At 62.3% G+C, this 25,853-nt stretch carries 25 protein-coding genes; 13 read left to right on the top strand and 12 right to left on the bottom strand.

Going from position 1 to position 25,853, the window contains the following annotated elements; genetic code table 11:
* Positions 1-48: 48 nt before the first annotated feature.
* The 4 genes from ACFO5X_RS20265 to ACFO5X_RS20250 all read right to left on the bottom strand — a co-directional run bounded on the left by ACFO5X_RS20265 (position 49) and on the right by ACFO5X_RS20250 (position 3,856).
* Entirely contained in the window at positions 49-1,332 is a 1,284-nt protein-coding gene (locus ACFO5X_RS20265; RefSeq protein ID WP_380720469.1) for a TRAP transporter large permease, read from the bottom strand.
* Positions 1,333-1,336: 4 nt separating this feature from the next.
* On the bottom strand, positions 1,337-1,849 hold the full coding sequence (locus tag ACFO5X_RS20260; RefSeq protein ID WP_380720467.1) for a TRAP transporter small permease subunit: 513 nt from the start codon (positions 1,847-1,849) through the stop codon (positions 1,337-1,339).
* Between the two features lie 151 nt (positions 1,850-2,000).
* A complete protein-coding gene (locus ACFO5X_RS20255) occupies positions 2,001-3,272 on the bottom strand; it encodes a CaiB/BaiF CoA transferase family protein (protein WP_380720464.1) in 1,272 nt (423 codons plus the stop codon).
* 98 nt (positions 3,273-3,370) lie between these two features.
* Positions 3,371-3,856 carry an Lrp/AsnC family transcriptional regulator gene (locus ACFO5X_RS20250; protein WP_380720463.1) on the bottom strand — a complete coding sequence of 162 codons (486 nt, stop codon included), beginning with the start codon at positions 3,854-3,856 and terminating at the stop codon, positions 3,371-3,373.
* A 105-nt stretch (positions 3,857-3,961) separates the two neighbouring features.
* On the opposite strand from ACFO5X_RS20250, the gene ACFO5X_RS20245 reads away from it, so the two are divergent.
* A complete protein-coding gene (locus ACFO5X_RS20245; protein WP_380720460.1) occupies positions 3,962-6,337 on the top strand; it encodes a transketolase in 2,376 nt (791 codons plus the stop codon).
* A 3-nt stretch (positions 6,338-6,340) separates the two neighbouring features.
* Here ACFO5X_RS20245 and ACFO5X_RS20240 read toward each other — a convergent pair whose 3' ends face one another.
* Complete coding sequence (locus ACFO5X_RS20240) at positions 6,341-7,291, bottom strand: NAD(P)H-dependent flavin oxidoreductase (protein ID WP_380720457.1); 951 nt, start codon at positions 7,289-7,291, stop codon at positions 6,341-6,343.
* A 187-nt stretch (positions 7,292-7,478) separates the two neighbouring features.
* Here ACFO5X_RS20240 and ACFO5X_RS20235 point away from each other — a divergent pair, with 187 nt between their 5' ends.
* The 6 genes from ACFO5X_RS20235 to ACFO5X_RS20210 are packed head-to-tail and all read left to right on the top strand — an operon-like array spanning position 7,479 to position 13,184.
* A complete protein-coding gene (locus ACFO5X_RS20235; RefSeq protein ID WP_380720455.1) occupies positions 7,479-8,285 on the top strand; it encodes an enoyl-CoA hydratase-related protein in 807 nt (268 codons plus the stop codon).
* A gap of 16 nt (positions 8,286-8,301) precedes the next feature.
* The gene (locus ACFO5X_RS20230) at positions 8,302-9,471 is read left to right on the top strand and encodes a thiolase domain-containing protein (protein WP_380720452.1); all 1,170 of its coding nucleotides are present in this window, start codon (positions 8,302-8,304) and stop codon (positions 9,469-9,471) included.
* Between the two features lie 5 nt (positions 9,472-9,476).
* The gene (locus ACFO5X_RS20225) at positions 9,477-9,857 is read left to right on the top strand and encodes a Zn-ribbon domain-containing OB-fold protein (RefSeq protein ID WP_380720450.1); all 381 of its coding nucleotides are present in this window, start codon (positions 9,477-9,479) and stop codon (positions 9,855-9,857) included.
* A gap of 36 nt (positions 9,858-9,893) precedes the next feature.
* Positions 9,894-10,802, top strand: coding sequence for an SDR family oxidoreductase (locus tag ACFO5X_RS20220; protein ID WP_380720447.1), 909 nt, complete (start codon positions 9,894-9,896; stop codon positions 10,800-10,802).
* Between the two features lie 60 nt (positions 10,803-10,862).
* Positions 10,863-12,062, top strand: a complete 1,200-nt coding sequence (locus tag ACFO5X_RS20215) for an acyl-CoA dehydrogenase family protein (protein ID WP_380720445.1) — start codon at positions 10,863-10,865, stop codon at positions 12,060-12,062.
* 3 nt (positions 12,063-12,065) lie between these two features.
* Positions 12,066-13,184 carry an acyl-CoA dehydrogenase family protein gene (locus ACFO5X_RS20210; RefSeq protein WP_380720442.1) on the top strand — a complete coding sequence of 373 codons (1,119 nt, stop codon included), beginning with the start codon at positions 12,066-12,068 and terminating at the stop codon, positions 13,182-13,184.
* Positions 13,185-13,191: 7 nt separating this feature from the next.
* Here ACFO5X_RS20210 and ACFO5X_RS20205 read toward each other — a convergent pair whose 3' ends face one another.
* From ACFO5X_RS20205 to ACFO5X_RS20175, 7 genes are all read right to left on the bottom strand, one after another.
* Positions 13,192-14,088 carry a crotonase/enoyl-CoA hydratase family protein gene (locus ACFO5X_RS20205; protein WP_380720439.1) on the bottom strand — a complete coding sequence of 299 codons (897 nt, stop codon included), beginning with the start codon at positions 14,086-14,088 and terminating at the stop codon, positions 13,192-13,194.
* Positions 14,089-14,207: 119 nt separating this feature from the next.
* Positions 14,208-15,797, bottom strand: coding sequence for a long-chain-fatty-acid--CoA ligase (locus ACFO5X_RS20200; RefSeq protein ID WP_380720436.1), 1,590 nt, complete (start codon positions 15,795-15,797; stop codon positions 14,208-14,210).
* Between the two features lie 36 nt (positions 15,798-15,833).
* Positions 15,834-16,286, bottom strand: a complete 453-nt coding sequence (locus tag ACFO5X_RS20195) for a MaoC family dehydratase (protein ID WP_380720433.1) — start codon at positions 16,284-16,286, stop codon at positions 15,834-15,836.
* 34 nt (positions 16,287-16,320) lie between these two features.
* Positions 16,321-17,631, bottom strand: a complete 1,311-nt coding sequence (locus ACFO5X_RS20190; protein ID WP_380720430.1) for a TRAP transporter large permease — start codon at positions 17,629-17,631, stop codon at positions 16,321-16,323.
* Positions 17,628-18,179 carry a TRAP transporter small permease gene (locus ACFO5X_RS20185; protein WP_380720428.1) on the bottom strand — a complete coding sequence of 184 codons (552 nt, stop codon included), beginning with the start codon at positions 18,177-18,179 and terminating at the stop codon, positions 17,628-17,630. Before ACFO5X_RS20185 ends, ACFO5X_RS20190 begins: the two co-directional genes overlap by 4 nt.
* 274 nt (positions 18,180-18,453) lie before the next feature.
* Positions 18,454-19,596 carry a C4-dicarboxylate TRAP transporter substrate-binding protein gene (locus ACFO5X_RS20180; RefSeq protein ID WP_380720425.1) on the bottom strand — a complete coding sequence of 381 codons (1,143 nt, stop codon included), beginning with the start codon at positions 19,594-19,596 and terminating at the stop codon, positions 18,454-18,456.
* A gap of 183 nt (positions 19,597-19,779) precedes the next feature.
* Positions 19,780-20,475 (bottom strand): NIPSNAP family protein, encoded by a 696-nt coding sequence (locus ACFO5X_RS20175; RefSeq protein WP_380720422.1) that lies wholly within the window; start codon positions 20,473-20,475, stop codon positions 19,780-19,782.
* A 145-nt stretch (positions 20,476-20,620) separates the two neighbouring features.
* Here ACFO5X_RS20175 and ACFO5X_RS20170 point away from each other — a divergent pair, with 145 nt between their 5' ends.
* From ACFO5X_RS20170 to ACFO5X_RS20145, 6 genes are all read left to right on the top strand, one after another.
* Positions 20,621-21,859, top strand: a complete 1,239-nt coding sequence (locus ACFO5X_RS20170; protein WP_380720419.1) for an MFS transporter — start codon at positions 20,621-20,623, stop codon at positions 21,857-21,859.
* Positions 21,856-22,056, top strand: coding sequence for a DUF1289 domain-containing protein (locus ACFO5X_RS20165; protein WP_380720416.1), 201 nt, complete (start codon positions 21,856-21,858; stop codon positions 22,054-22,056). The genes ACFO5X_RS20170 and ACFO5X_RS20165 overlap by 4 nt, the downstream gene beginning before the upstream one ends.
* 46 nt (positions 22,057-22,102) lie before the next feature.
* Complete coding sequence (locus tag ACFO5X_RS20160; protein ID WP_380720413.1) at positions 22,103-23,134, top strand: alpha/beta fold hydrolase; 1,032 nt, start codon at positions 22,103-22,105, stop codon at positions 23,132-23,134.
* 191 nt (positions 23,135-23,325) lie between these two features.
* Positions 23,326-24,222 (top strand): branched-chain amino acid ABC transporter permease, encoded by an 897-nt coding sequence (locus ACFO5X_RS20155; protein ID WP_380720411.1) that lies wholly within the window; start codon positions 23,326-23,328, stop codon positions 24,220-24,222.
* Positions 24,219-25,100, top strand: coding sequence for a branched-chain amino acid ABC transporter permease (locus ACFO5X_RS20150; RefSeq protein WP_380720408.1), 882 nt, complete (start codon positions 24,219-24,221; stop codon positions 25,098-25,100). Before ACFO5X_RS20155 ends, ACFO5X_RS20150 begins: the two co-directional genes overlap by 4 nt.
* The gene (locus tag ACFO5X_RS20145) at positions 25,097-25,852 is read left to right on the top strand and encodes an ABC transporter ATP-binding protein (protein ID WP_380720405.1); all 756 of its coding nucleotides are present in this window, start codon (positions 25,097-25,099) and stop codon (positions 25,850-25,852) included. The genes ACFO5X_RS20150 and ACFO5X_RS20145 overlap by 4 nt, the downstream gene beginning before the upstream one ends.
* Position 25,853: the final 1 nt, after the last annotated feature.

Genomic DNA, 25,853 nt, shown 5'->3' with positions numbered 1-25,853 from the left:
AAACCTATTAATGGAGTTTATAAGCCAAAATTGGTTCCAGCGCGGTCTTTACATCCGACCAGGCAACCAGAGAGTGATGGCGGGAAAGGCAAGGAGGATCGCAATCACGACGAAGTGGGCCAGCACATGGGGAAACGTTCCGTGGAACACCTCGTTCAGCGGCCGCCCGGCATAGCGTGCCACCACGAAACAGTTCAGCCCCAGGGGCGGCGTGACCAGGCCGATCTCGGCCACGATGATGAAGATAACGCCGAACCAGATGAGGTCGAATCCAAGACTGCTGACAAGGGGGACGACGATCGGCACGGTCAGCACGAGAATGGCCATCTGATCCATGAACATGCCCATCACGACGTAGCCGGCCAGAAGGATCAGCAGGATCACCCAGCGGTTCGCTTCCAATCCTCCCACGAAAGCGATGATGTCCTGGGTCAATCGGGTGATCGTGATGAAATAACCGAAGATGTGTGCCCCAAGGATAATCGTCAAGATCATGCAGCTGGTCAGCGCCGCCCGGCGGAATGCATGAAGGTATTGCGCGAAGGACGTTTGCCCGCGGGCCAGAGCAAGAACAAGACCGCCGGCGGCACCCACCGCCGACGCCTCGGTCGGGGTGGTGGCGCCGCTGTAGATGGCAATGGTGACAAAGCCGAACAGCAGCAGCGTGGGCAGAACCCCGACCAATAGCCGGAACCGTTCGCCCATGGGGACGGATTCGGTTTGGGGGGCCGCGTCAGGATTCAGGCGGACAAGGATGGCGATGGTCGCGATGATGGCTGTAACCACCAGCAGTCCGGGAATCACACCCGCGATGAAGAGCTTGGCAATGGAAACTTCAGCCATGAATCCATAGACGATCATGCCCACGGATGGCGGAATGAGGATCGCCAGGGTGCCCGAGATCGCGACGACACCACTGGCCAGTTTCGCTTCGTATCCTTGTTTGAGCATCGACGGAATGGTGGTGGCGGCAAGCGTCGCGGCCGAACCGGTCGAAGAGCCACAGATGGCGGCGAAGCCCGCACCAGCGATAGACGTGGCCATGGCAAGCCCGCCCCGCACGCGGCTCAGCCAGGCGGCGGCGGCCTTGAACAGGTCTTCGGTAACTCCGCTCAGCAGAACAAGCTCTGCCATCGGAAGGAACATCGGGATTGTGACCAGCTCGTACACCCCTACCGTCGAAAGAGGTGTCGTATCGAGAATACCGAAAACGAACCGCGTGCCGCCAAGCAGGTAGAGTCCTGCCGCCCCGGCAACACCCATGGCGAAGCCGACCGGCATTCCGACGACCAGCAGGCCGAGCATAAGAAGCGTGATTGCAAGCACCAGCATGGCGTTAATGCCCGCCTTCGGCGTTCGGAAGGGACGGGGCGTCCGTGGCACCTGCGGCGCCAGCGACATGGCCAATAGCGTCCAGGATCAGGCGCACGACCAGAAGGGCTGTGCCGAGGGCCACCAGAGCGGTGGTCAGCCAGACAGGCCAGCCGATCGGGCCGGGCAGGATTTCCGACCTCTCAAAGCTGACGAGCGAACGCGCTGCGGCGAGCCAGCCGATCAGAGAAAAGAGCACCGCCGTTGCAAGGCAGATGGCGGCTTCGATGAGATGGCGCAGGCGCAGCGGCATTCTGAGATTGAGAAAGTCGATCCGAACCTGCGAACCCGAGGCATAGCTGAGCGACAGGACCAGGAAATAGGCGCCCACCATCAGATATTTCCCGACCAGATCCTGCACACCCTGTATCGGGCTGTTGAAGACATATCGCATGAAGGTGTCGGCACACATGGCGACCATGACGACGCCAAGGGCCAATGCGGAAAAGGTGCCCAAGACCAGTTCGATCCGGCTCATGGCTCGTCGTAAGATAGGCAAGGCGTCCTCCGGCCGGGTCTACGGCGTTCCCCGTTGCGATGGCGGGCCGGCTGGCAACGCACGGCCCCTCCGCCTGAACACCTAGACCCATCTTTAGAACTTTATTGCGAGCACTTGCAATCCCCTGCCGCTAGCGGACAGGATCCTGCATCGCAGGGTCCACAAGCTCGCCCGCTGCAACCATCACGGCGATGGTCTCGTCTGACAGGCCGGCCATCCGCGCGATCTCGGCGCTATGAGCGCCAAGGGTCGGCGGCAGATGGCGCAGACGCGTGGCCGGTTCAGAGGAGACCACGGGATAGCCGATCAACCGAATCCGTCCTTCGGTCGGGTGATCGTATTCCGGGAACATCGCGCGCGCGGTCAGATGGGGATCCGAAAATAGCTCCTCGACCGAGTTTACTTCGCCATAGAGAATATCGTTCTCGGCCAGAAGTGCTATCCACTCGGCGGTTGTCTTCGACGGAAGAACGGACCGGATGACAGCGTAGACCGCCTCGATGTTCCGGCCCCGCCCCTCAAGCGTCGCGTAATCCGGCGATTCCGCCAGGTCGGGACGGCCGATCAGGGTGAAGAACTTGCTCCACTGCTTGTCGGTGTAGGGCAGGACGCAAAGCAGACCGTCTCGGGTTGGAAAGGGTACGCGATTGGGGTTGAGCAGGCGCGAATAGCCAACCGCGCCCTGCTGAGGCTCATAGGTCTTGCCGGCCATGTGTTCGGGCATGACGAAGGCGACCATGCTTTCGAACATCGGCACTTCCAGGAACTGGCCGCCGCCATGCTTCATCCGGCGCATCAGGGCGGCCATAACCGCGTTGACGATGGTCATTGCGACAACTTTGTCGGCCACGACGGATGCCGTGAAATTCGCCCCGCCTCCGGCTTTCGCCTGCAGGTCCACGAGGCCGGACATCGCCTGTATGGTGTCGTCCGCGGCGGGTCGGCCGGCATAGGGCCCGAGGTCGGAGAAACCGTAACAGGCGCAGTAAATCAGCTCTGGATTGTCGCCACACAACGAGTCGTAGTCGAGACCGAGACGCGCCATCGATGGGGACCGCGTATTGGACAGGAACACATCCGCGCCACGTAAAAGCCGGTGCACAAGATCGATGCCGCGCTCCGACTTCACGTCGATCGCGAGGCTTTTCTTGTTTCGGTTGAACTGCAGAAAGGTGTGACCCATGCCTTCCGACCGGCGCGGCGTCGTCTGACGAAAAAGATCGCCCCCTATCGGTTCGACCTTGATAACCTCGGCGCCATAGTCACCGAGACTCTGCGCCGCCAGAGGGCCCATTCCAAGGGTGGCCATTTCGATGACACGAATGCCCTCAAGCGGCTGACCCGTCGCCCCGCTTTGTGCCGGGGTGTGATGTCCGGGATCTTTGGGGCTTGGGGACTTCATTCCGCCTCGCTATTCGTGACTTCGCTGCCCGACCACATCGGGCGGAGTTTTATTGATCATGTAAACCGGTCAATAGTCAAATATCTCAAGACCGCCGATCAGAAGGCACGCGCGATCCCGGCCTTCACCCGGCGCAATGGAATGGAACTCTCGATGGAAGCCACTCCTCGTACCCGCGTCAACCGGCCGACAAGAAAGTTCTCGAAATCCGCCAGACTGCGGGTTGCGACGCGCAACATGTAGTCTCGGTTGCCGGTCATAAGCCAGCAATCCACAACTTCGGAAAAGTCCTGAATGGCCGCCTCGAAGGCTGCAAGGGAGTCGTCCACCTGCTTGTCGAGCTTGACCGAGACAAAAACGGACACCTCGTATCCAAGCTTGGCCTCGTCGATCAGAGCCGCATAGCGTGTGATGATACCCTGTTCTTCCAGGCGCCGGATCCGGCGCGAGACGGGGGTGGCACTCAACCCGATCCGCTCTGAAATTTCAAGAACGCTTGCCCGGCCCTCTGTCCGCAGAATCGAGAGTATTTCAATATCAAATTTATCGATCTTGGGGATATTACCTACCATGTCGTCAATCACGCTTCAAATCCGCCCAAAGCCTGCCCCGTCAGCAATGGCTTTGCAAGGATTCCCTGCGGCCCGCGGCGTTAAGATGGGCGCAATGATCGAAGAGAAATGGCTCACATGGAAACGAACCTGAAAACCGTCGAACGCCGCCTGTTGTGGTTGTCTCACTGGATGATCCACCATGCCAACCACATCCGCCCCAAAGTCGACGGGATCAAGGTGGGCGGGCACCAGGCCTCTTCGGCTTCGATGGTCAGTATCATGACGGCTCTGTACTACGGCGTCCTTCAGCCGGGAGACCGGGTGGCAGTAAAGCCCCACGCCTCGCCCGTGTTTCACGCGATGCAATACCTGATGGGCAATACAACGGTCGAGAAACTGAAGGCCTATCGCGGGCTGGGCGGCGCGCAAAGCTATCCCAGCCGGACGAAGGATGATGACGATGTGGACTTCTCCACCGGGTCGGTCGGGCTCGGGGTCGCCATCACATCGTTTGCATCCCTGATTCAGGACTATATCCGCGCCAAGCCCTGGGGTGAGGGTGCGCGAACGGGCCGGATGATCGCGCTGATGGGCGATGCTGAATTCGACGAGGGCAATATCTACGAGTGCCTGCAGGAAGGCTGGAAGAACGGGCTGCGGAACACCTGGTGGGTGATCGATTATAACCGGCAGTCTCTCGACGGTGTGGTTCGGGAAGGTCTGTGGCAGCGGATCGAGAAGATCTTCGAGGCCTTCGGCTGGGACGTCGTGCGCGTCAAATATGGCGCCTTGCAACGTGCCGCCTTTCGCGAGCCAGGGGGCGAGGCGCTGCGGCAATGGATCGATGCCTGTCCGAACCAGCTCTATTCCGCGCTGACCTACCAGGGCGGATCGGTCTGGCGCAAACATCTGATGAACGCGCTGGGGGATCAGGGGGACGTCACGGCACTGATTGACACGCGTTCGGACGACGAACTGGCCGAACTGATGGAGAACCTGGGCGGCAACTGCGTCGAGACCATGGCCGAAACCTTCGCCGCCATCGACCACGATCGCCCGACCTGCTTTCTGGCCTATACGATCAAGGGATGGGGCACGCCCATCGCCGGTCACAAGGACAACCACGGCGGTCTTATGACCCCGGCGCAGATGGCGGACTGGCAGGCCGATCAGGGCGTTCCCGAAGGCCGCGAATGGGACCGCCTCGCTACGGTGCGCGATCCCGACGGCTTTCAAGCCTGGCTGGACAAGGTGCCATTCTTCGCGGCGGGACGCCGGCGTTTTGACGACGACCCGCTGCCGGTCCCGGCGCTGTCCCTGTCGCCCGAGGGCACGATTTCGACCCAGACGGCTTTCGGGAAGATTCTCGATGGACTGGCGAAGGGGGACAGCGCCCTGTCGGATCGTATCCTGACCACATCGCCCGATGTGACCGGCACCACCTCGCTGGGTCCATGGGTCAACCGGCGCAAGTTGTTCGCGCGCAAGGCCGAGGTCGATCTGTTCCGGGCGGAAAAGATCCCGTCGACGGCAAAGTGGGACTTCGCGCCAGAAGGCCAGCACCTGGAACTGGGCATCGCCGAAATGAACCTGATGCTGCTTCTGGGTGCGGCAGGCCTGTCGCATTCGCTGTTTGGCAAGCGGGTCATCCCGGTCGGGACGGTCTATGATCCCTTCGTCGCGCGCGGGCTCGATGCCCTGAACTACGCCTGCTACCAGGACGCCCGGTTTATCCTGGTCGGAACGCCCTCGGGAGTGACGCTCTCGCCGGAAGGCGGGGCGCATCAGTCCATCGGGTCGCCGGGCATCGGGATGACCCAACCGGGGCTGGCTGCATTCGAGCCGGCCTTCGCCGACGAACTGGCCGTTATCGCCGAATGGGCGCTCGACTATGTTCAGCGCAGCGGGGACGGAGAACTCGATCCGCGCACGTCGCTGGCGGACGACAAGGGCGGCGCGGTCTATCTTCGGCTGTCGACCAATCCGATCGAACAACCGGGGCGGCGCCCGGACGATGCATGGCGGCAAGGCGCCATCGATGGTGCCTACTGGCTGCGCAAACCGGGGCCGAACCCGGATCTCATCATCGCCTATCAGGGCGTTGTCGCGCCCGAGGCGATCCGCGCGGCCGGCCTGCTGGCCGAAGACCGGCGCGATATCGGCGTGCTGGCGATCACATCGGCCGACCGTCTGCACGCGGGCTGGGCCGCCGCGCAACGGCAGAGAAGCCAGGGCACGGGCGCCATGTCCTGTGTCGAGCGGCTGCTGGGCGATCTGCCGCGCGACTGCCGGATCATCACCGTGATCGACGGACACCCAACCGCCTTGTCCTGGATCGGCGGCGTGGCTGGGCATGCGGTCCTGCCGCTCGGCGTCGAACAGTTCGGCCAGACCGGCACCATCGCCGATCTCTACCGGCTGAACGGCATCGACGCCGCCGCAATTGTCGAACGCGCAGCCGCCTTCACCAAGGGACGTCCACTGGGCCAGGCCCGGCTCGCAGTCGTGTAACTCTCAGTTTCGGGACAGGGCGGCAATGCGCGTCAGCGCCGCCCTGTATTCCCGCTCCAGCCGGTCCACGATCTGGGCCACAGTCGAGCGTAGGTGAACCTGGGCCACGCCATGCCCCGCGCTCCAGATGTCACGCCAGGCCTTGGCCTCGCCCAACATGTCGGGTTTGTGGGTGGGCGGAGCGCCATCGAACGCGATGCCATTGGCAATCAGCGATTGTCGAAGGAAATTTGCGTTCGTTCCCGAAACCCTGTCGGTGTAAACGATGTCGCTGCTGTCCGAGGCGATCACCATGTCGCGGTAGGCATCCGAGGCGAGCGACTCGGCGGCCGGAATGAACAGGGTGCCGCTATAGCCAAGGTCGGCCCTGAGGCTCTGCGCGGCCAGCAGTCCGCGTCCGGTCGCGATGGCACCCGACAGCGCCAACGGGCCGTCCCAGAAGGCCCGCAGCGTCTCGATCAGGGCGATGGGCGAAATCGCACCGGCATGTCCGCCGGCACCCGCCGCCACGGCGATCAGCCCGTGCGCTCCGCGATCCAGCGCCTTGCGGGCATGTTCGGCATTGGTGACGTCGTGCAGGACGATGCCGCCATACGACCGGACCGCCTCGTTGACCTCGGGGCGAGAGCCGAGGGACGTGATGACCAGAGGCACGCGGTATTTGACACAAAGGTCCAGATGCGCCGGAAGCTGGGTGTTGGAACTGTGCACGATCAGGTTCAGGCCATAGGGCGCGGCTTGCGGCTCGCCCGGCGCAGACAGCGCTGTCGTGATCTCGTCGAGCCAACCATCAAGGATTTCGCTTGTGCGCGCCCCAAGCGCCGGCATCGTCCCGACAATGCCCGCGCGACACTGGGCGATGACAAGGGCCGGCCCGGAAACCAGGAACATCGGCGCACCGATCAGCGGTATTCTCAGGCAGTGGCCATGCGGAGTCCAGAAGGTATCTTTCATGGGTCCGGGCTCCTTGATCGCGCTCTTGGTGACGCCGCAAAACGGATTTCGCAGCACCACCGCAAAAATTAAATACTAATTCAATTTTCCTGATTGTGTCCCCTCTTCAGGGGGCTACCGGTCAGGGACAAAAGGGTTTCTTCTCGGCTCGAAGCGCCGCGCGGGCGCGTTTTCGAGAGGACGCAGGATGACACAACCCCCCGTTTCGACCGAAATGGTCGAGTCCGTTGGCATCATCCGTTTCAATCGTCCGGATGTTCTGAACGCCCTGAACCCAGCCACCGTGACGGCGCTTGTACAGGCGGTCCTGTCGCTGATTTCAGAGCAAGGCGCGCGCTGTATCGTCCTGACCGGGGCGGGGCGGGCCTTTTCGTCGGGCGCGGATCTCTCGGGCGGGGATGATGGCAACGCGGCGACGGCCAATCGTGCCGAAGCGGTCTTGCAGAAGTTCTATCACCCCATGTTGCGAACCCTGCGGGATTGTCCGGTCCCGCTTGTGACGGCGGTGAACGGGCCAGCTGTTGGCGCCGGGATGAGCATCGCGCTGATGGGCGACATCATCACCGCCTCGCAGGATGCCTACTTTCTTCAGGCCTTTGCCCGCATCGGCCTGGTTCCCGACTCCGGGTCGAGCTGGCTGCTGCCCCGCCTGGTCGGCGCCGCGAGGGCGCGCGAGCTGAGTCTGCTCGCGGAAAAACTGCCCGCCGAAAAGGCGCTGAACTGGGGCTTGGTCAACCGCGTCTACCCGGCGGACACGCTCATGGCAGAGACGCTGAAGATCGCCAAATCGCTTGCCGACGGGCCGGTCAACGGCCTGTCCCGCATTCGCAAGCTTTATTGGGAATCCGACCGGAACAGCTTTGAAGACCAGCTGAATCTCGAGGACGAGCTGCAGCTTGCCGCCAGCCTCGGCCCCGAATTCGCCGAAGGCGTCGCGGCCTTCACCGAAAAGCGTGCGCCGGATTTCCGCAAAGTTTCGGCGGGCCGGGCATGACACAGGAGACCGCACAGTGAGTATCACCCCGACCGCCTATATCGCCGGTGCCTGGGAACACCCCACCCGCAAGGCAACCGACAAGACGCTGATCCAGCTTCACGCCGAAAACGTGAAGGGCGCATTGCAGGATGCGGGCCTCACCATGCAGGACGTCGACGGCTTTTTCTGTGCCAGCGACGTTCCGGGACTGGGCGCGTTGAGCATCACCGAATACCTCGGGATCCGGCCGACCTATGTGGACAACACGGACACGGGCGGATCCTCCTATGTGCTGGCCGTCGGACACGTCGCCCAGGCGATCGCCGAGGGCAAATGTTCGGTGGCGGTCGTGACGCTTGCGGGCAAGCCGCGCACGGGCAGACCGAACAAGGGCGAAGGCGCCTTCTTTGATGATCCGAACTGTCCGGATGTCCCCTACGAGCTGCCGTTTGGCCATGTCATCCCGAACCTCTACGGAATGTGCGCCGCGCGTCACATGTATGAGTTCGGCACGACCTCGGAACAGCTGGCTTGGGTAAAGGTCGCAGCCTCGCATCATGCGCAGCACAATCCACACGCCATGCTGCGCACTGTCGTCACGGTCGAGGACGTTCTGGAAAGCCCGATGGTTTCGGATCCGCTGCACAAGCTGGACTGCTGCGTCATCAGCGATGGCGGTGGCGCTCTTGTCGTCGTGTCGCAGGAAATCGCCAGATCGCTGAACCGGCCGCTGGTACGGGTGCGGGGTTCGGGCGAGGCCGTCAAGCATCTGAACGGGGGAAAGACGGACCTGACCTTTTCGGGCGCGGTCTGGTCCGGCCCCAAAGCCTTCGAACAGGCCGGGGTGACGCCGGCGGATATCAAATACGTTTCGATCTACGACAGTTTCACCATCACCGTCCTTATGACGCTCGAGGATCTCGGGTTCTGCAAGAAGGGCGAGGGCGGCAAGTTCGTCGCCGACGGCAACCTGATCTCCGGGGTCGGCAAGCTGCCGTTCAACACCGATGGTGGCGGCTTGTGCAGCAATCATCCAGCCAACCGCGGCGGAATGACCAAGGTGATCGAGGCCGTCCGTCAGCTGCGCGGCGAGGCGCATCCGGCTGTTCAGGTGCCCGGATGTGACCTGGCGCTGGCCCACGGAACGGGCGGCTACCTCGGGTCGCGTCACGGGTCCGCCACCCTGATCCTGGAAAGGGAGTAACGTCTGTGTCTGATCCCAGAACACCGCGCCCGGCGCGCAGCGAAGCACCCCAATGGCAATCCGAAGACGGCAGCCTGATCCTCGCGAAGTGCGAGGATTGCGGTGAACCGCATTACTACCCGAGGGTGATCTGCCCCTTTTGCAGCAGCGATAACCTGAGCTGGATCACCTGCTCGGGACGCGGCCGCATCTATTCGGTCTCGGTCTTTCGCCGCGCCGAACCTCCGTATGCCCTTGCCTACGTTACGCTGGACGAAGGGATCAAGATGATGACCAACATCGTCGATTGCGACCTGGATGCGATCCGCATCGACGATCCGGTCGCCGTCGTCTTCAAGGACAGGAACGGCATTCCAACGCCGATGTTCGCACCGGTCCAGGGCTGAAAGCCTGGCCGCAGAAAATGAAAAGGAGTTGAAGAGATGATCCGATTTGATGGCAGAGTCGCCGTCGTGACCGGCGCGGGCGCCGGTCTGGGCCGCGAACACGCGTTGCTGCTTGCCTCGCGCGGAGCGAAAGTCGTCGTGAACGATCTGGGCGGCTCGGTCAGCGGCGAGGGCGGCAACAGTTCCGCGGCCGACAAGGTGGTGGCAGAGATCAAGGCCGCCGGGGGCGAAGCGGTCGCCAATTATGACAGCGTGGCCACACGGGAAGGCGGCGCCGCGATCATCCAGACCGCGCTGGACAGCTTTGGCCGCATCGACATCCTGATCTGCAACGCCGGCGTCCTGCGGGACAAGAGTTTCGCCAAGGCCGATCTGGACGATTTCGAATTCGTCTTTGGCGTGCATTACTTCGGTACCCTCTATTGCGCCCATGCCGCCTGGAAGCACATGAACGCGCAGGGCTTCGGACGCATCGTCTTCACCACCTCCATCGCGGGGACCAGCGGCAACTTCGGCCAGTCGAACTATGGCTCGGCCAAGCTGGGCATGGTCGGATTGATGAACACGCTGGCCATCGAAGGCCAGAAGAACAACGTGAAGGTCAACTGCATCTCTCCCGGCGCCCTGACCCGGATGACCGGCAACCTCGGCATGGACGAAGACTTCATGGCAAAGCTCAAGCCGGGACTGGTTTCGCCGGCTGTCGCCTATCTCTGCTCGGAAGAATGCGACGTGAGCGGCGCGACCATAACCGCCGCGGCGGGCGGCTTTGGCCGTGTCCACATGTTCGAGACGCGCGGCGTTCAGTTCGACCCTGCGAAGGGGGTGACGATCGAACAGGTCGCGGAACGGTTCGACGATATCACCGATCTCACCCGGGCCGACCCCTGCACGCCGGGGGCCGAGGGCAAGATCCAGGAACGTCTGGATTCGCTCGCCCGCTGATTGACCTGAACGGCGGCGCCCATGCGCCGCCGCTCCGATTTGCCCAAGGAGAATTGCGCCATGGATCTGAAGCTGACAGCGGACCATCAGCGCTTTCGGATGGAGGTCCGCGCGTTCCTGCAGGAACACCTGCCGGAGGACCTGCGCCAGGCCGCCCGGCGGCAATTCCACATCGCGCCCGAGATGATGCGGCGCTGGCAGCGCATCCTGAATGCCAAGGGTTGGGCCGCTCCAGGTTGGCCGGTCGAGGCCGGCGGCACCGGCTGGTCGGCCATCCAGCGCTATATCTACGACGAAGAATATTGTTTGGCAGATGGCCCGCTTCCGCTCCAGATGGGCCACGGGGTGCAGATCATCGGCCCGGTGCTTTATACCTACGGAACGGCCGAGCAGAAGGCCCGATATCTGCCGCGCATCCTCAGAGGCGAGGATTTCTGGGCGCAAGGCTTCTCCGAACCGGGCGCGGGATCCGACCTCGCCTCGCTGCGCACCCGAGCGGTCCGCGACGGCGATGACTGGGTCATTACCGGCCACAAGATCTGGACCAGCCTTGCCCATCACGCGAACATGCTGTTCCTGCTGGCTCGCACCGATCCGGATGTGAAACCGCAGAAGGGTATCTCTTTCTTCGTGTTCCCCATCGATACGCCCGGCGTGATCGTGCGCCCGATCATTTCGATCGACCGCGGGCACAGCCTGAACGAGACCTTTTTCGACGAAGTGCGCGTTCCGGCGGACAGCCTGATCGGCGAAGAGGGTCAGGGCTGGAGCTATGCCAAGTTCTTGTTGGGCCACGAACGTTTCAACATCGCCGAGATCGCCCGGACCAAGCGGCGCCTGCAGCGGCTGTGGCAGATCGCAGGCGACATGCCATGCGGCGAGGGAACACTGGCGCAGGACCAAAGCTTTTGCGACAAGATCACCGCCCTGGAAATCGAGCTGGCCAGCCTGGAACAGCTTGGCCTGCGGGTCGCGTGGGAGATGGACGAGGGTATTTCGAACATGCAATCGGCCAGCATCCTGAAGCTGCGCGGCACCCGGCTGATCCAGTCGGTGACAGAACTGAGCGTCGAAGCCATGGGGTATGCCGGACTGGCGTTTCACCCGGCACAGGACGGCTCGCAACTGTCGCCGCCGGCGCCCGAAAGCGCGCAGGGCAAGATGGAAGAGATGCTGTTCCTGCGTGCCGCGACGATCTACGGCGGCTCGTCCGAGACGCAGCTGAACATTCTCGCCAACCTGATCTATGCCGAGGTGTGAACGATGGATTTCTCTCTGAGCCTTGAGCAATCGATGCTGTGCGACAGCCTGAATGCCTGGCTGGCCGACAGCTATGACATGGCATCGTGGCGGAAACTGACTGCCTCGTGGCCGCCTGAACCCTCGGATACCTGGCAGGGACTGGCCGACCTTGGCGTGACCGGCCTGATAATCCCGGACTCCTATGGTGGTATCGGCATGGGGGCGATGGACCTCCATCTCGTGGCCGAAGCATTGGGTCGGCATCTGGTCATTGACCCGTTCCTGTCGACGGCAGTTCTGGGCGCCGAATTGATCATTCGGCTGGGCGACGAGGCGCAGAAGCAGGCGATGCTTCCGGCGATCGCCGAGGGACGTTTGCGGCTGGCCGTCGCACATGCCGAGAAAACGGCGCGCTTCGATCCCTTCCGCAGCACGACGGTGGCCACGGCCACGGATGACGGCCTGCGGCTGCGGGGCGAGAAGATGGTTGTGATGGATGCTCCGCTGGCGGACCGGTTTCTAGTGGTGGCGCAAGAGCAGGGCGCGCCTGTCGTGGCAATCGTGAATCGCGACGCGCCGGGGTTGACCCTCAATACCTATCGGCTGGTCGATGACCGCGCTGGCGCGGATATGATCTTTGACGATGTTCCGGCCGAACGCCTGGGCGCGGCGACAGCCGACGCCCGCAAGGCCATTGACGCCGCATTCGATCTGGCGGCCGTATTCGTCTGCGCGGAAGCTGTTGGGGCAATGCGCGCGGCGCTGCGGCTGACCATCGAGCATGTAAAATCCCGCAGGCAGTTCGGCACCGAAATCGGCAATTTCCAGGCCCTGCGGCATCGCATTGCGGAAATGCAAAGCGAGCTGTCCGCCGCCGAAGCCATGTCCCTTGGCGCAGCTGCTGGCCTGAGCGAGGGAAAGCAAGACCGCATGCGGGCGGTCTCGGCCGCCAAGGTTCAATGCATCCAGTCGTCTCGGTATGTCGGCCGCAACGCGGTGCAGTTGCACGGCGGGATGGGAGTCAGCCAGGAGGTTGCCGTCGGCCAGTATTTCAAGCGCCTGATCGCCTGCGAACCGATGTTCGGCGATATCGGCCATCATCAGGCGCGATTTGCGTCCCTAAGCGGGCGCGCCGCCTGAGGCCAGCCTAGAAATAGTCGGGCTCATCCCACCAGGGATAGAAGTCCGGCATGTCGGTGGACACACGGTCGGTAAATCTGGGCGCGCGCTTTTCCAGGAAACTGGTCACGCCCTCCCGCGCATCTGCCATGCGTCCGCGGACATAGACGCCCCGGCTGTCAAGCCGGTGCGCCATCATCGGATGGTCCGCCCCTGCCATTCGCCACAACATCTGCCGCGTGAGCGCCACCGAGACCGGCGCGGTATTCGTTGCAAGCTCCCGAGCATAGGCCATCGCTGCATCCAGCACTTGGTCCTCTGGATGAAGCGAGCGCACAAAGCCCTTCTCAAGCGCTTCCTGCGCTGGAAATACGCGCCCCGAAAGACACCAGTCCAGCGCCGTGCCGATCCCGACCTGCCGCGTCAGGAACCAGGTCGAGGCACCCTCGGGGACGATGCCGCGGCGCGTGAAGACAAAGCCGAACTTCGTATCGTCCGCGGCAAAGCGGGCGTCCATTGCAGTAATCAGTGACGAGCCCACGCCAACGGCGGCGCCATGAACCGCCGCGATCACCGGTTTGGTCGCATTGAAGATCCGCAATGTCATCAGGCCCGCACCGTCGCGCACCTCGGGATGGGCATAGTCGATGGTTGCATCCGCACGCACCGGCCCCGAACTGCCGCCCGCGCGGCTGTCATAGTCGAAGGTTTCACCCCCCGCCGAGAGATCCGCGCCGGCGCAGAACATGCGGCCCGCTCCGTGGAACAGGATCACCCGCACCGCGTCATCGGCATCGGCCAGATCGAGGGCGGAAAGGATATCCCGCATCATCTGCACGTTCATGGTGTTTCGATGCTCGGGCCGGTTCAGACAGATACGGGCGACTCCATCGACGATCTCGTATCGAATGGTCTCAAAGGTCATGGCGTGGTCCCGCTGGGTTATGGAAAGCAAGAAGCGGGTGGCAGCATCCAGTCTGCGGCCACCCGCAGTTCATTCGGCCCGGTGGGAGAAGACTCCGGGTCGAACGTCCATGACGGCGCTCAGCTCACCTGACGGTCGGTCGCCGACCAATAGGGCTCACGCAGAACGCGCTTCAAGATCTTGCCGTTTGCGTTGCGGGGCAGGGCGTCGATGAAATCGACCGACTTCGGGCATTTGTAACCCGCCAGCAGGCTGCGACAGTGGGTGATGATTTCCGCTTCGGTCGCCGAATGGCCGGGCCGCAGTACGACACAGGCCTTCACCTCCTCGCCCCATTTGGCCGAGGGAACCCCGATGACACCGCACTCGAGTATCGCCGGATGGCGGGCCAGCCCCTGTTCCACTTCGGCTGGGTAGATGTTCTCGCCACCGGAAATGATCATGTCCTTGAGTCGGTCCCGGATGTAGAGATATCCTTCGGGGGTCAGATATCCGACATCCCCGGTATAGTACCAGCCGTCCTGCAACACGTCGGCACTGGCTTCGGGCCGCTTGTAATAACCCTTCATGATGCCGGGCGACTTCAGGACGATCTCTCCGGATTCACCCGCCGGCACATCCTGTCGACCGGCATCCACGATGCGGATCTGCGTGTCGGAATTTGCCCGGCCGCAGGACTTCAGCAACTCGGGCCGGGTAACGTCGTGCTCGTCGGGTAAAAGCGAGGTGCCTGCGGTGGAACTCTCGGTCATGCCGAACATCTGATGAAATCCGCAGCCAAGAAGCTTCATCGCCTGCTCCAGCAGCGCCGCAGTGATCGGAGCGCCGCCGTAGTAAACACATTGAAGGGTCGCCACCTTGGCACGATCGAAATCGGGATGGTTCACGACCATCTGGATCACGGCCGGCACGAACCCTGCCTTGGTGATCTTCTCCTTCCCGAAGGCGTCGAACATCAGATCGGGCCGCGGTTCGCGGACCAGATAGGTCGTCGCGCCCACCAGGAGCCCGTATAGCGCGTAACAGGTTCCCCCGGAGTGAAACAGCGGCAGCGGGACCAGGTTGATATCTTCGGGCGCCCAGGTCCCGACGTCACCGGTCAGGGCATGCTTGGCCAGACCCAGGATATTGCTGTGGGACAGCATTGCCCCTTTCGGCCGGCCTGTCGTTCCAGAGGTGTGGATTTGCAGGACGATATCCTCGGGATCGACGTCCAGACCGGGACCCGCATCTTCCTGCGCGTCGATCCAGACGTCGAACTCGGGGGCCTGGCCGAACGCCCGGCCGATCCCGATGATCTGTTGGACCTGCGGGCAATTGACCGCGATCGCTTCGGCCACATGATCCATCTCGGCATCCAGGAAGACGATCTTCACATCGAAATCGTTCAGCAGATCGACCATTTCCGGAGGCGCGAGCCGCCAGCTGATCGGCGAGAAGACAACTCCGGATTTCGCACAGCCTCCGAGGATATCGAAGAACCGGGAGTCGTTCTTGCCAATGTGAGTGACCCGGGCGCCCTTGGTCAACCCAGCGGCCATCAGACCGTTCGCCACTCGGTTGGCGCGCAGGTTCATCTCGCCGAAGGTATAGAGTTCGTCGCCATACCGCAGTCCGATCCGATCGCGGTTGGCAACCGCGTGATGGTTCAGAAGCGCATCGTAAGTTGCGATTTTCCTCAGCGGCAGCAACGCCGGATCCGTAGACATGGTCATCCTCCCTTGGCGGTAACAGGCGGCGCGGCGTCAGAAGAAATAGAGAAACACCAGATCGGCGACGACAGCGGGGCGCTCTTCCCCCTCGACCTCGATGGTCACGCGCGAGGTGGTGCGATGGCCCTTGCCGGTATCCTCGACCGACTGAATCTGCTCGGACAGGCGGATGCGGGCGCCCGAACGCACCATGTTCAGAAAGCGCAGCTTCTCGATGCCGTAGTTCAGGGTCTGTCTTGATCTAACGGTGTAGATCCCCGGTTGCAGACTGCCGATCAGCGACAGCACCAGGAACCCGTGGGCGATGGTCGTGCCCGCCGGAGACTCTTTCCGCGCACGTTCGACATCGACGTGGATCCACTGGTTGTCGCCGGTGACTTTGGCAAAGCCGTCGATCATCTCCTGCGTCACGGTCAGCCAGTCCGACGGGCCGATGGTCTGGCCGATCATTGACTTGAGTTCGTCGAGGCCAGTGATGGTTTTCATTTTCCGTTTCCTGTTCTTAGTCGTTGGATAGGGTCTAGTTGAGAAGAAGGTTGGGCAGCCACAGCACCGTTTCGGGAAAGGCGATCATGCCCGCGACGACAACCAGATCCATGACGATAAACCAGCCCACGCCCTTGAAGATCGCGGTCAGGCTGACCTGATCGCCGACAACGCCCTTCATGACAAAGACGTTCATCCCGATGGGCGGCGTGACCATCCCGATCTCGAGCAGTTTCACCAGCAGCAGGCCGAACCAGATCATGTCGTATCCGCCGGCGAGGATGATCGGCAGGACGATGGGCAGTGTCAGCAGCAGCGCCCCGACCGGCTCGAGAAAGCAGCCGATCAGCAGGTAAAGCACGACGATCATGATCAGGATGACGATTGCCTGATCGGATATACCGAGGATGGTCGTGGAAATCGCCGTGCCGACACCCGAAATCGCAAGGAAACGCGTGAACAGGCTTGCTCCCACGCCGATGACGATCAAGGCGCTGGTGGTGAGCAGGCATTCCAGCGCGGCGGCTCGGAATTTCTGCCAGGTCAGCGTCCGCTTGGCAAATCCGACGATACAGGCAAAGAAGGCTCCAAGCGCGCCGGCCTCGGTCGCTGTGAATATCCCGCCGAACAGGCCTGCAAAGATAAAAATCATCACGAGAATGATCGGCCAGGTATCCCCCAGCGCGGTGAACCGGTCGCGCCAGGTGTAGTTGTTGTTCACCGGGGGGGCGATGTCCGGGTTGACCGCGACCCGCAGAACGATGACGACGACATAGGCAATGGCGCTGATGACCCCGACCCCCAGACCGGCAAGGAAGAGATGCGGCACCGGCTGGCTGGCGATCACTCCGTATAGGATCAGCAGGATCGACGGAGGTATCAGCGCGCCGATGGTGCCGGCGATGGCAACGGTGCCGGTGGCCAGTTCGGGGTGGTAGTTGCTTCTCAGCATTTCCGGCACGGCGATCCGGCCCATGGCGGCGGTGCAGGCCAGCGATGACCCGGTCACAGCCGCGAAAACGGAAGAGCCGATGACCGCGGATATTGCCAGCCCGCCTGGTAACGCGCCCATCCATACCCGCGCGGCCTGGAACAGACCCTTGGTCAGCTGGGCGTGATAGGCAACGTATCCCATCAACAGGAACATGGGAATCGAACTCAGAACCCAGTTCGCCGTGAACTTGTAGGGCACGATCCCGATTGAACCATAGGCACCTTTCCAGCCGATCAGAACCCAGAGCCCGCCGAAAGAAACCACGATCAGCGAAAGACCAATCGGGATGCGCATCGCGAGCAGGACAAACAATATCCCCAGCGCGCTGAAACCGATTTCGACATTGCTCATGCGGCTTCTCCAGGAACGGTCAGTTCGTCGACATCGAACAGCTCGGAATCAAGCCCCGATTTCACGCCGGTCAGTCCGCAGATCAGCTTGTAAAGCGCCACGAGACAGACCATCGCACAGCCGAACGGCACCACGAAGTAGGCCGGCCAGATCGGAATATCGGTGGTGCCCTGTGTGACAAAGGCGAGGATGTCGAACTTTTTCATCGCTTCGACCCAGTTTCGATAGGTGAGAAACCCGAAGACGATCACCGAGACAAAACTGGCCAGGACATCCAGACGCAGCTGAACCCGTTTTGGCAGCAGGTCGGCGACCAATTCGACCGAAATGTTCCGGTTCTTTTCCTCGGTAAAGGACAGCGACAGGAACCCGATGATGATCATGTGATAGTTGATGACAATCTCGATGGTTCCGGGAAGGGGCATGTTCAGAATGTACCGCGATGCCACATCCAGCGTGATGTGCAGCACCATGACCGCCAGAAGGACAGTCCCGATGAACGACAGCAAAGACACGACGCGCGATATGAGCCGGCCAAGCTTCGTCAATCCTCTTTCAGGAATTGCTGCGCGACCTGCTGTGGGTGTTGTCATGTGGCCCTCCCTTGCCGACATGGTGTGCGTTGCAAAGGCCGTTTGCGGGCCCTCTGCCAGACGGCAAGCGGCCTTCCCGATCCTCCGGCCGCACGGTCAGCCCGCTTTGCCCTTGGCAGACCCGCCGGCCGCGGGAAACTGACGCTCGGTCGCTTGGCCGTAAACGGCAGGCTCGGACCGAGCGAGGTTGGGAGCCGCCTGTCATCTGGCGGCTCCGGTTGGTCGGGCATTACATGCCGTATGTGGCGAAATCGACTTTCGTGCCGATCTGCTCCCAGATCAGATCGCTCAGAGCCTCTGCGCTGTCGACGTTTGCCACCAGCCCGTTCCACTTCTCGAAGATCTGCATGAAAGTGGCGACGGACTCATCGGTGCCTTTAAGCGCGTATTTTTCAGCGTAGAGCTTGGCGATGCCGTCAAAATCCTGATGGATCCATTCCTCGGTCGCAGTCCGCAGCGCCGCGTCGGCATCGACGACGTCGATCCCTTTCGCCTCGGCCGTCTCGCGACCCTTGGTATTGCCCACGCGATAGTCCCAGGCGAGCTTCGCCCCTGCGAAGGTTGCCGCCCTGGCGTAAGCCATCCGCTCGTCGACACTGAGGGACTGCCAGACGTCGCGATTGATGTTCATCATCGCCGACCCGCCGAAACCTCCGCCGGGCACATCGACCATGACCGCTTTCAGGACGTCGGACAGACCTGCGTCATTGATTTCTGTCATTCCAGAAATCGTGCAATCGATGATGCCCTGGCTCAGGCCTTCGTACAATTCGTTCTGCGGCAGGGAGACCGGCGTGGCACCGACGTTCTGCGCCCAGCGACTCCAGTTGGCACCGGCGACACGGATCTTGAGACCCTTCAGATCCTCTGTCGTGCCAAGTGGCTTGGTGCACATCAGCGCATATTCGGTGGCGGACGTGGAGGTGTAGACCTGGTTCTGCGCGGCCATCTCTGCCTGGCACGCATCGCAGTTCAGCATGATGTATTCGGTCAGCGCCCCGGTCCAGGCCAGCCCGCCGCGATCGCCGGTGTTCTTGAGCGTGAAGATCATCGTCAGGTCAGCGATCATCCCGGTGTTGCGGAATTCGGCCGGGAAATAGGGCAACAGCACAAAGCCTGCGTCCGCGATACCGTCCCGAACCCCGGCATTCATCTCGCCGAAGCTGAGAAGCGACTGGGGAAAGACCTCCATCTTCATCGCGCCATTGGTCAGTTCGGACAACTTCTCTGCGGTCGCGATCGCCGAAATGGCGCCCGTGGTGCCAGGCGCAAAACCGGTCGCATAGCGGATGTCGGTCGCTCCGGCTGCAGTGGCAACGGACAGCAGTGCGGCAGCGGTCAGGGTGGATCTAAGGGCAGTGAGTCGTTTCATCGAAAAGTGCCTCCTCCAAAAGCGCACCGTCCCTTCGCAACATGAAGGAACAGGTTTCGAAGGTTTATTAAATGACAGTTTAGTTTTTTCTGTCCCCCGGACGGGGGAACGTGCGATCCTCGCTTGTGTGCCCCCCGCAGATGGCTCAGGAAACCCGGCGCAACAGGGGTTGGGGCGGCTTTGTCAGAACCGCAGTTTCGGCTGCGGCGGAAGCCCCTCGAGCGTCTCCATCACGATCACCTCGCCACGGTCCAGCAGGGTCGCTCCATTCACAGCGCGCTGTGCCTCATAAGCGCCGATCATGACCGGGTTCAGGGTGAAATCCCGCCAGCCCTTCCGCCAGGCGCCCGGATTCTCCCAGTTCAGGAACATCACCACCGCCGGCATGGCCGGACCGCTGATCACGTCGCAGACACCCATGACTCCGGCACCGGCCTGCTGAACCTGCGGCAGATAGGTCTCAGCCAGAAACCGGTTGACCTCGCCCGTCCGACCGATCGCCGTCTTATGGACCACAAGCTGGTGAATGCTGTCCGGTCCGGTGAACGAGGGGCCATCCGGGCAAAGAGCCGGATTTGGCGCTACGAACTGAAGCTGGTTCTCCTGAATCATTTCGTGCCCGGCGTTGGTTTCAGACCGGATGCGGGCCCAGTCTGGATCGGCATAGAAGGCGCCCCAGGCGGCATCCCGCGCGGCATAGCTTTCCCACTCCATGATATAGCAGAACATCGGCCAGCGCGGGCCGGCCAGGGCATCCCAGCGTCCGGCGACATGCACCCCATGCCGAGCAAGAAGCGCGGGAAGTTCACCCGTCATGCGCAGATGATTGTGACCAGTCCGGCCGCGATCGACCAGATACTGGCGTAATTCGTAGATCATTTCGTTTTGCCTTTCCCTTGCGCTGTCCCGGCCCTTATCCGCCACGGAACGTGTTACCGCCGTAACCCGCGGGGGGACATACCGCCTGCCCGCCGGGTCGCAGACTGGAGCAGCTAGCGCCGTGCGGACAAGAGAAAGCAGCAAGATGATGCGATCTGACGCGCCTTCCCATCGACAAGAGACAGGTCGAATCATCCGCTATCTCGCGATCGCATCCTTCGCCGCTGCGGCGACCACGCGGGTGATGGATGCGGTCTTGCCGCAGATCGCCTTGGAGTTCGGTGTCAATATCGGCTCTGTCGCCGTCGTCGCGACGGGATATGCCTTTACCTACGGCCTTTTCCAGCTTGTCTTCGGCCCGCTTGGCGACCGCTACGGCAAGTTCAGGGTGATCACCTGGGCCGGCGTCGCGTCGTGCCTGATGACATTGGCCTGCGCGTTCAGCACAACGCTTACCGGCATCGCCCTCGCACGGTTGCTGTCCGGAGTTGCGGCCGCGGCCATCGTGCCATTGGCCATCGCCTGGATCGGTGACGCTGTCCCTCATGAAGAGCGGCAACCCCTTCTGGCCAAGTTCATGTCGAGTCAGATTCTGGGCCTTCTGGCCGGCCAGGTCGGCGGCGGCGTGATGGGAGAATATTTCGGCTGGCGCAGCACCTTCCTGCTAATCGCTGCGATCTATGTTCTGGCGGTAGCCGGACTGGTCATTGCACGCCTGCGCGGCGGTGCCTCTGTCGGGACCGGCGGCGGATCGGGCGGCGTGCGTGCAACGATACACACCTTCTCCCGCTTGCTGCGCGATCCGGTCGTTCGGTTTGTCCTGCTCGCGGTGTCGATCGAGGCCTTTGCGATGTTCGGTGCCTTCACCTACGTCGGCGCGACATTGCAGTTTCGCTTCGGCATTGACTTTGCCATGGTAGGTGCGTTTCTGGCCAGCTACTGCATAGGCGGGCTGGTCTACGTGACACAGTCGTCGCGCCTGTTTGCTCTGCTGGGGAACCGTAAACTGCCCTTTATAGGTTCGCTGATCGTGGCGGCGACCTATTTCGGGCTGGCCATGACCCAGATAGCCTGGACAGCGGTGCCGCTGATCGCTGCCATGGGGCTGGGATTTTACATGATCCACAATTCGCTCCAGACCATGGCCACCCAGATGGCGCCCGACGTGCGGGGATCGTCGGTCGCGATCTTCGCAACCTTCTATTTCCTGTCCCAGGCCGTTGGCGTGCAACTGGCCGGTTTCGTGATCGACAGGGCAGGGGCAGCGGCGGTATTTGTCGCCGCTGCGGTCATCTTCCTCGGCCTCGGCGTGCTTCTTCTGACGCGCATGCCGATCTCGCTGCACGCCTGCAATCAGTCTCGGCGGCAGGGGGTTGCGCGATGAACGACCAGCGAGAACAGTCAGGCCTCCCGCCTTCGCCGTGCCGGCGGATCTGCCGCCAGAACGCCGAGGCCGGCTTTTGCGAGGGCTGCGGCCGCACTGTCCTGGAAGTGTTCCGCTGGACCTCGCTTGCCGCAGCAGAGCGCAGCAGCATCCTGTCGCAATTGCCGGGCAGACTGGCCAGCCTGAACAAGGCGTGACCAGCCGCGTCCCGCGCTTCGGGGACTAGGGCGGCACTGAAGATGCATGAAGATCGACGAATCTTTACCCTTGGATCGGCAAGCTATGAATTTGGACGTACCTACATATTTACACCGCGTTGATATCGCGAATGATATGAGTCTGGCCGTCACGATGGCGGGCGAGGGGCCGTTGGTGGTTCTGGTTCACGGTTTCCCGGAATCATGGTTCTCGTGGCGCCACCAGTTTCGACCGCTTGTCGAAGCGGGCTACAGGGTCGCGGCGCTGCACGTCCGCGGTTACGGAAACTCCTCCAGGCCGGAAGCGCCCGAGGCCTATGCGATTACCGAACATGCAAAAGACATCGCGGCGGTCATCCGTTCTCTGTCGCCGGAGGGGGCCGTTGTCATCGGGCACGATTGGGGCTCCATGCAGGTGCAGGCGGCCGCGCTGATGTTTCCGGACCTGCTGCGCGGTATGGTCACGCTCTCGGTGCCCTCCACGTTTCCGCCTGAACGCCGGCCCACCGAGATCTGGGCCGAAATCTACAAGGATATCCTGTTCTATCAGGCGTATTTCCAAACGCCCGGTGTGGCAGAGGCCGAGTTCGAGCCCGACATTGAAAGGTTCCTGCGGCTGTTCTTCCTCAGCCTTTCCGCCGAGGGCGATCGGCACAACAACGCCTTATTGCGCCCGTTCGGGTCGCGCACCCTGCTGGACGGATTACCGGAACGCGACAGCCTGCCCGAATGGCTGTCTCAGGAAGAACTGGACTTCTATGTAGCCGAGTTCGCGGCAAATGGCCTGCGCGGTCCGCTCAACCGCTATCGCAACCCGGATCTCGATTGGGAAAGACTGCGGTCTTACTCCAACCGGACGATCGACATGCCGGCGCTATTTATCGGCGGCGCACTGGACCCGACGCGCTGGTTCGTTCCGGAGATCGACCGATACGCAGATCCCGTCCCGCGACTGTCGGATCTTCGCGGCGCCCACATCCTGGAAAACGCGGGCCATTGGGTTCAACAGGAATCGCCGTCACAGGTGAACCGGTTGCTCCTTCAATTCCTTCAGACCGTCTCGCCGGCGCGTGAATGAGGAGTTGCAAAGCTCGCATCCTTGCCAAGAGGCCGTCGCTCAAGTCTTTGAAATAACGAATTAAGATCCGGTCCAGAAACAATCTTCGGCCCTGTCCCCCGGCTTGGTTACACCAGACGTCTGGAACTGTGGGACCTTGCAATAGGCAGAATGCCGACCGGTCAGGGGGCCGGACCGCCAGGGAGGTCTCGTTGTTAGCACAGCAATTGCTGAATGGTGTTGTCGTGGGCAGTGTCTACGGGCTGTTCGCGCTTGGATTTACCCTGTTGTTCGGCGTCAATCACATCATGAACATGGCCCACGGCGCGGTGTTCATGTGGGGCGCCTTCGCGGGCCTGTTCGCAGTCACCATGTTCGATCTGCCCTTTGCCGCCGCGCTGGTGATCGGCGCCGTTGCCGGCGGGCTGCTGTCGGTAGTGCTGGACTGGGTTGCGTTCCGCCCGCTGCGAAAACGGAATGCCCCGGAGTTCTCCGCCATCGTGTCCTCCATCGGTGCGAACCTCATCCTGCTGTCGCTGGCCCAGCAGATGACCGCCACACGGGTCATGCGCTTTCCCTTCGACACCTTTCCGATCAAGTTCTACGAGATCCTCGGCGTGAGGGTTCAGCTTCTGCAGCTGGTGATCATGGCCGTGGTGATCCTGACGGTCGTCGGGCTTGTCTGGTATCTGCAGCGCACAAGTGCTGGACGCCAGATCAGGGCGGTCGCTTATTCCGAAGGCACCTCACGCCTGCTTGGGATCAACCCCTTCTCGATCAATTTTCAAGTCTTCTTCCTGTCCGGCGCTCTGGCCGGTGTCGCGGGCGTGCTGATCGGACTCGTCTTCAATTCGGTGCACTTCATGATGGGCGAACCGCTTTTGCTGCGCGCTTTCGTCGTCATCATCCTCGGCGGGCTCGGCAGCATCCCCGGGGCGCTGATCGCCGGCCTGCTGATCGGGATCGTGCAGGTTCTGACGGTCTCCTACCTGTCTGCCGGAATGGCCGATGTGGTGGTGTTTTCCCTTCTCTTCCTCGTCCTTCTGGCACGTCCGACCGGCCTGTTCGGCAGCGCTTCAGGCGGCGCAGCACGGGTGGCGCGGCAATGAGCTTTTTCGCCGGATACGGACCGCTTGTCGAACTGGCCCTGCTGAACATGGTTCTGGCCTTCAGCCAGTACATCGTCCTGCGTGCCGGGGTCTTCTCGCTGGGTAGTGCGGCCTTTGCCGCGGTCGGTGCCTATGCCGCGGCGATCCTCGCCACCCGCCATGGCGTGCCACCCGCGCTCTGCATGGTGATCGCGCTGGTCGCCGGTGGCCTCTTCGGTGCGATCGTCGCCGTCCCGTTGGCCCGGCTGCGCGGCGTCTTCCAGGCGCTGGCGACACTCGCGCTCGTTCAGATCGTTCTGTCCCTGGCTCTGAATTGGACCAGCCTTACCGATGGGGCTCTGGGGATCAATTCGATCCCCAAGGCGGTGCACATCACCGAGGCCGCCATCGCCGTCGTGGTGGTCGCATACTTCCTGCACGTCATCGGGATGTCCGGCATCGGGCGCGGTTTCGATATCATCCGCGAGGATGAAACCGTCGCCGTGTCACTCGGATATGACGTGCGCAAGCACCATATGATCGCCTTTGTTTTGTCCGGGGCCATTGCCGGTCTGGGCGGCGCGATGCACGCCTTCAGCAGCTATTCGATTACGCCAAACGAATTCGGGTTCCACATGGTGGTCATGCTGCTGGCCATGGTCGTCCTTGGCGGGCGCGTCTCGATTTTCGGACCGATCGTCGGCGCGCTGATCCTGACCGGTCTGCCCGAATTGCTGCGCGGCTTCCAGGACTACCGGTCGATCTTGCAGGGCGCTCTGCTGATGGTGTCCATCACCTTCCTGCCGCGCGGGATCGTCGACACGGTCTTGGGCCGGCTGCGGCATCGGTCGCTTTCGCGCGGGGCAAGCGCGAAAGATCGCGACGAGGTGACGATATGAGTATGCTGACATTGCACGAGGTCGGACGCGACTTTGGCGGGCTGCCGGCGGTCGACAGTCTGAGCATGGGGGCCGAGGCCGGCAAGATCACGGGCCTGATCGGACCCAATGGCGCGGGCAAGACCACCGTCGTGAACATGATCGCCGGCCTGCTGAAGCTGTCGCGCGGCCGGGTGTTGCTGGACGGCCAGGACGTCAGCACGATGGAGGCGCAGCACCTGTCGCATATGGGTGTGTCGCGCACCTTCCAGAACATCCGGCTGATCAAGGAAGCCAGCGTGCTGGAGAACGTCCTGGCCGGGTTCCACCGGCACGAGACGACGTCGACCCTGTCAAGCCTTCTGGGTCTGCCATCCGCCTTCCGCGAACGCCGCGCCCTCCTGCGCCGTTCGATGGATCTGCTGGAACGCTTCGACATGGCCGATCTGGCCGACTGGCCCGCCGCATCGCTGTCTTATGGCCACCAGAGACGCATCGAGATGATGCGCGCGTTGGCGACCGAACCGCGCCTGCTGCTGCTGGACGAACCGGTCGCCGGGATGAACGACGCCGAAGCCTATTCGCTCGCCGAGATCTTCCGCGACGTGGCCGCGCAGGGCGTCGCGATCCTGTTGATCGAACACAACATGCGATTTGTCCGCCGTCTTTGCGACCATGTCTGCGTCCTGGCGTCCGGGCGGCTGATCTCTCAGGGCGCTGCCGAGACCGTGGTGAACGATCCGCGCGTCATCGAAGCCTATCTGGGGAGCTGAA

The organism is Seohaeicola nanhaiensis, from assembly GCF_042654245.1.
GTDB lineage: Bacteria > Pseudomonadota > Alphaproteobacteria > Rhodobacterales > Rhodobacteraceae > Seohaeicola_A > Seohaeicola_A nanhaiensis.
Note: the sequence above shows the minus strand (reverse complement) of the source record. Positions and strands in the feature narration are given on the sequence as shown.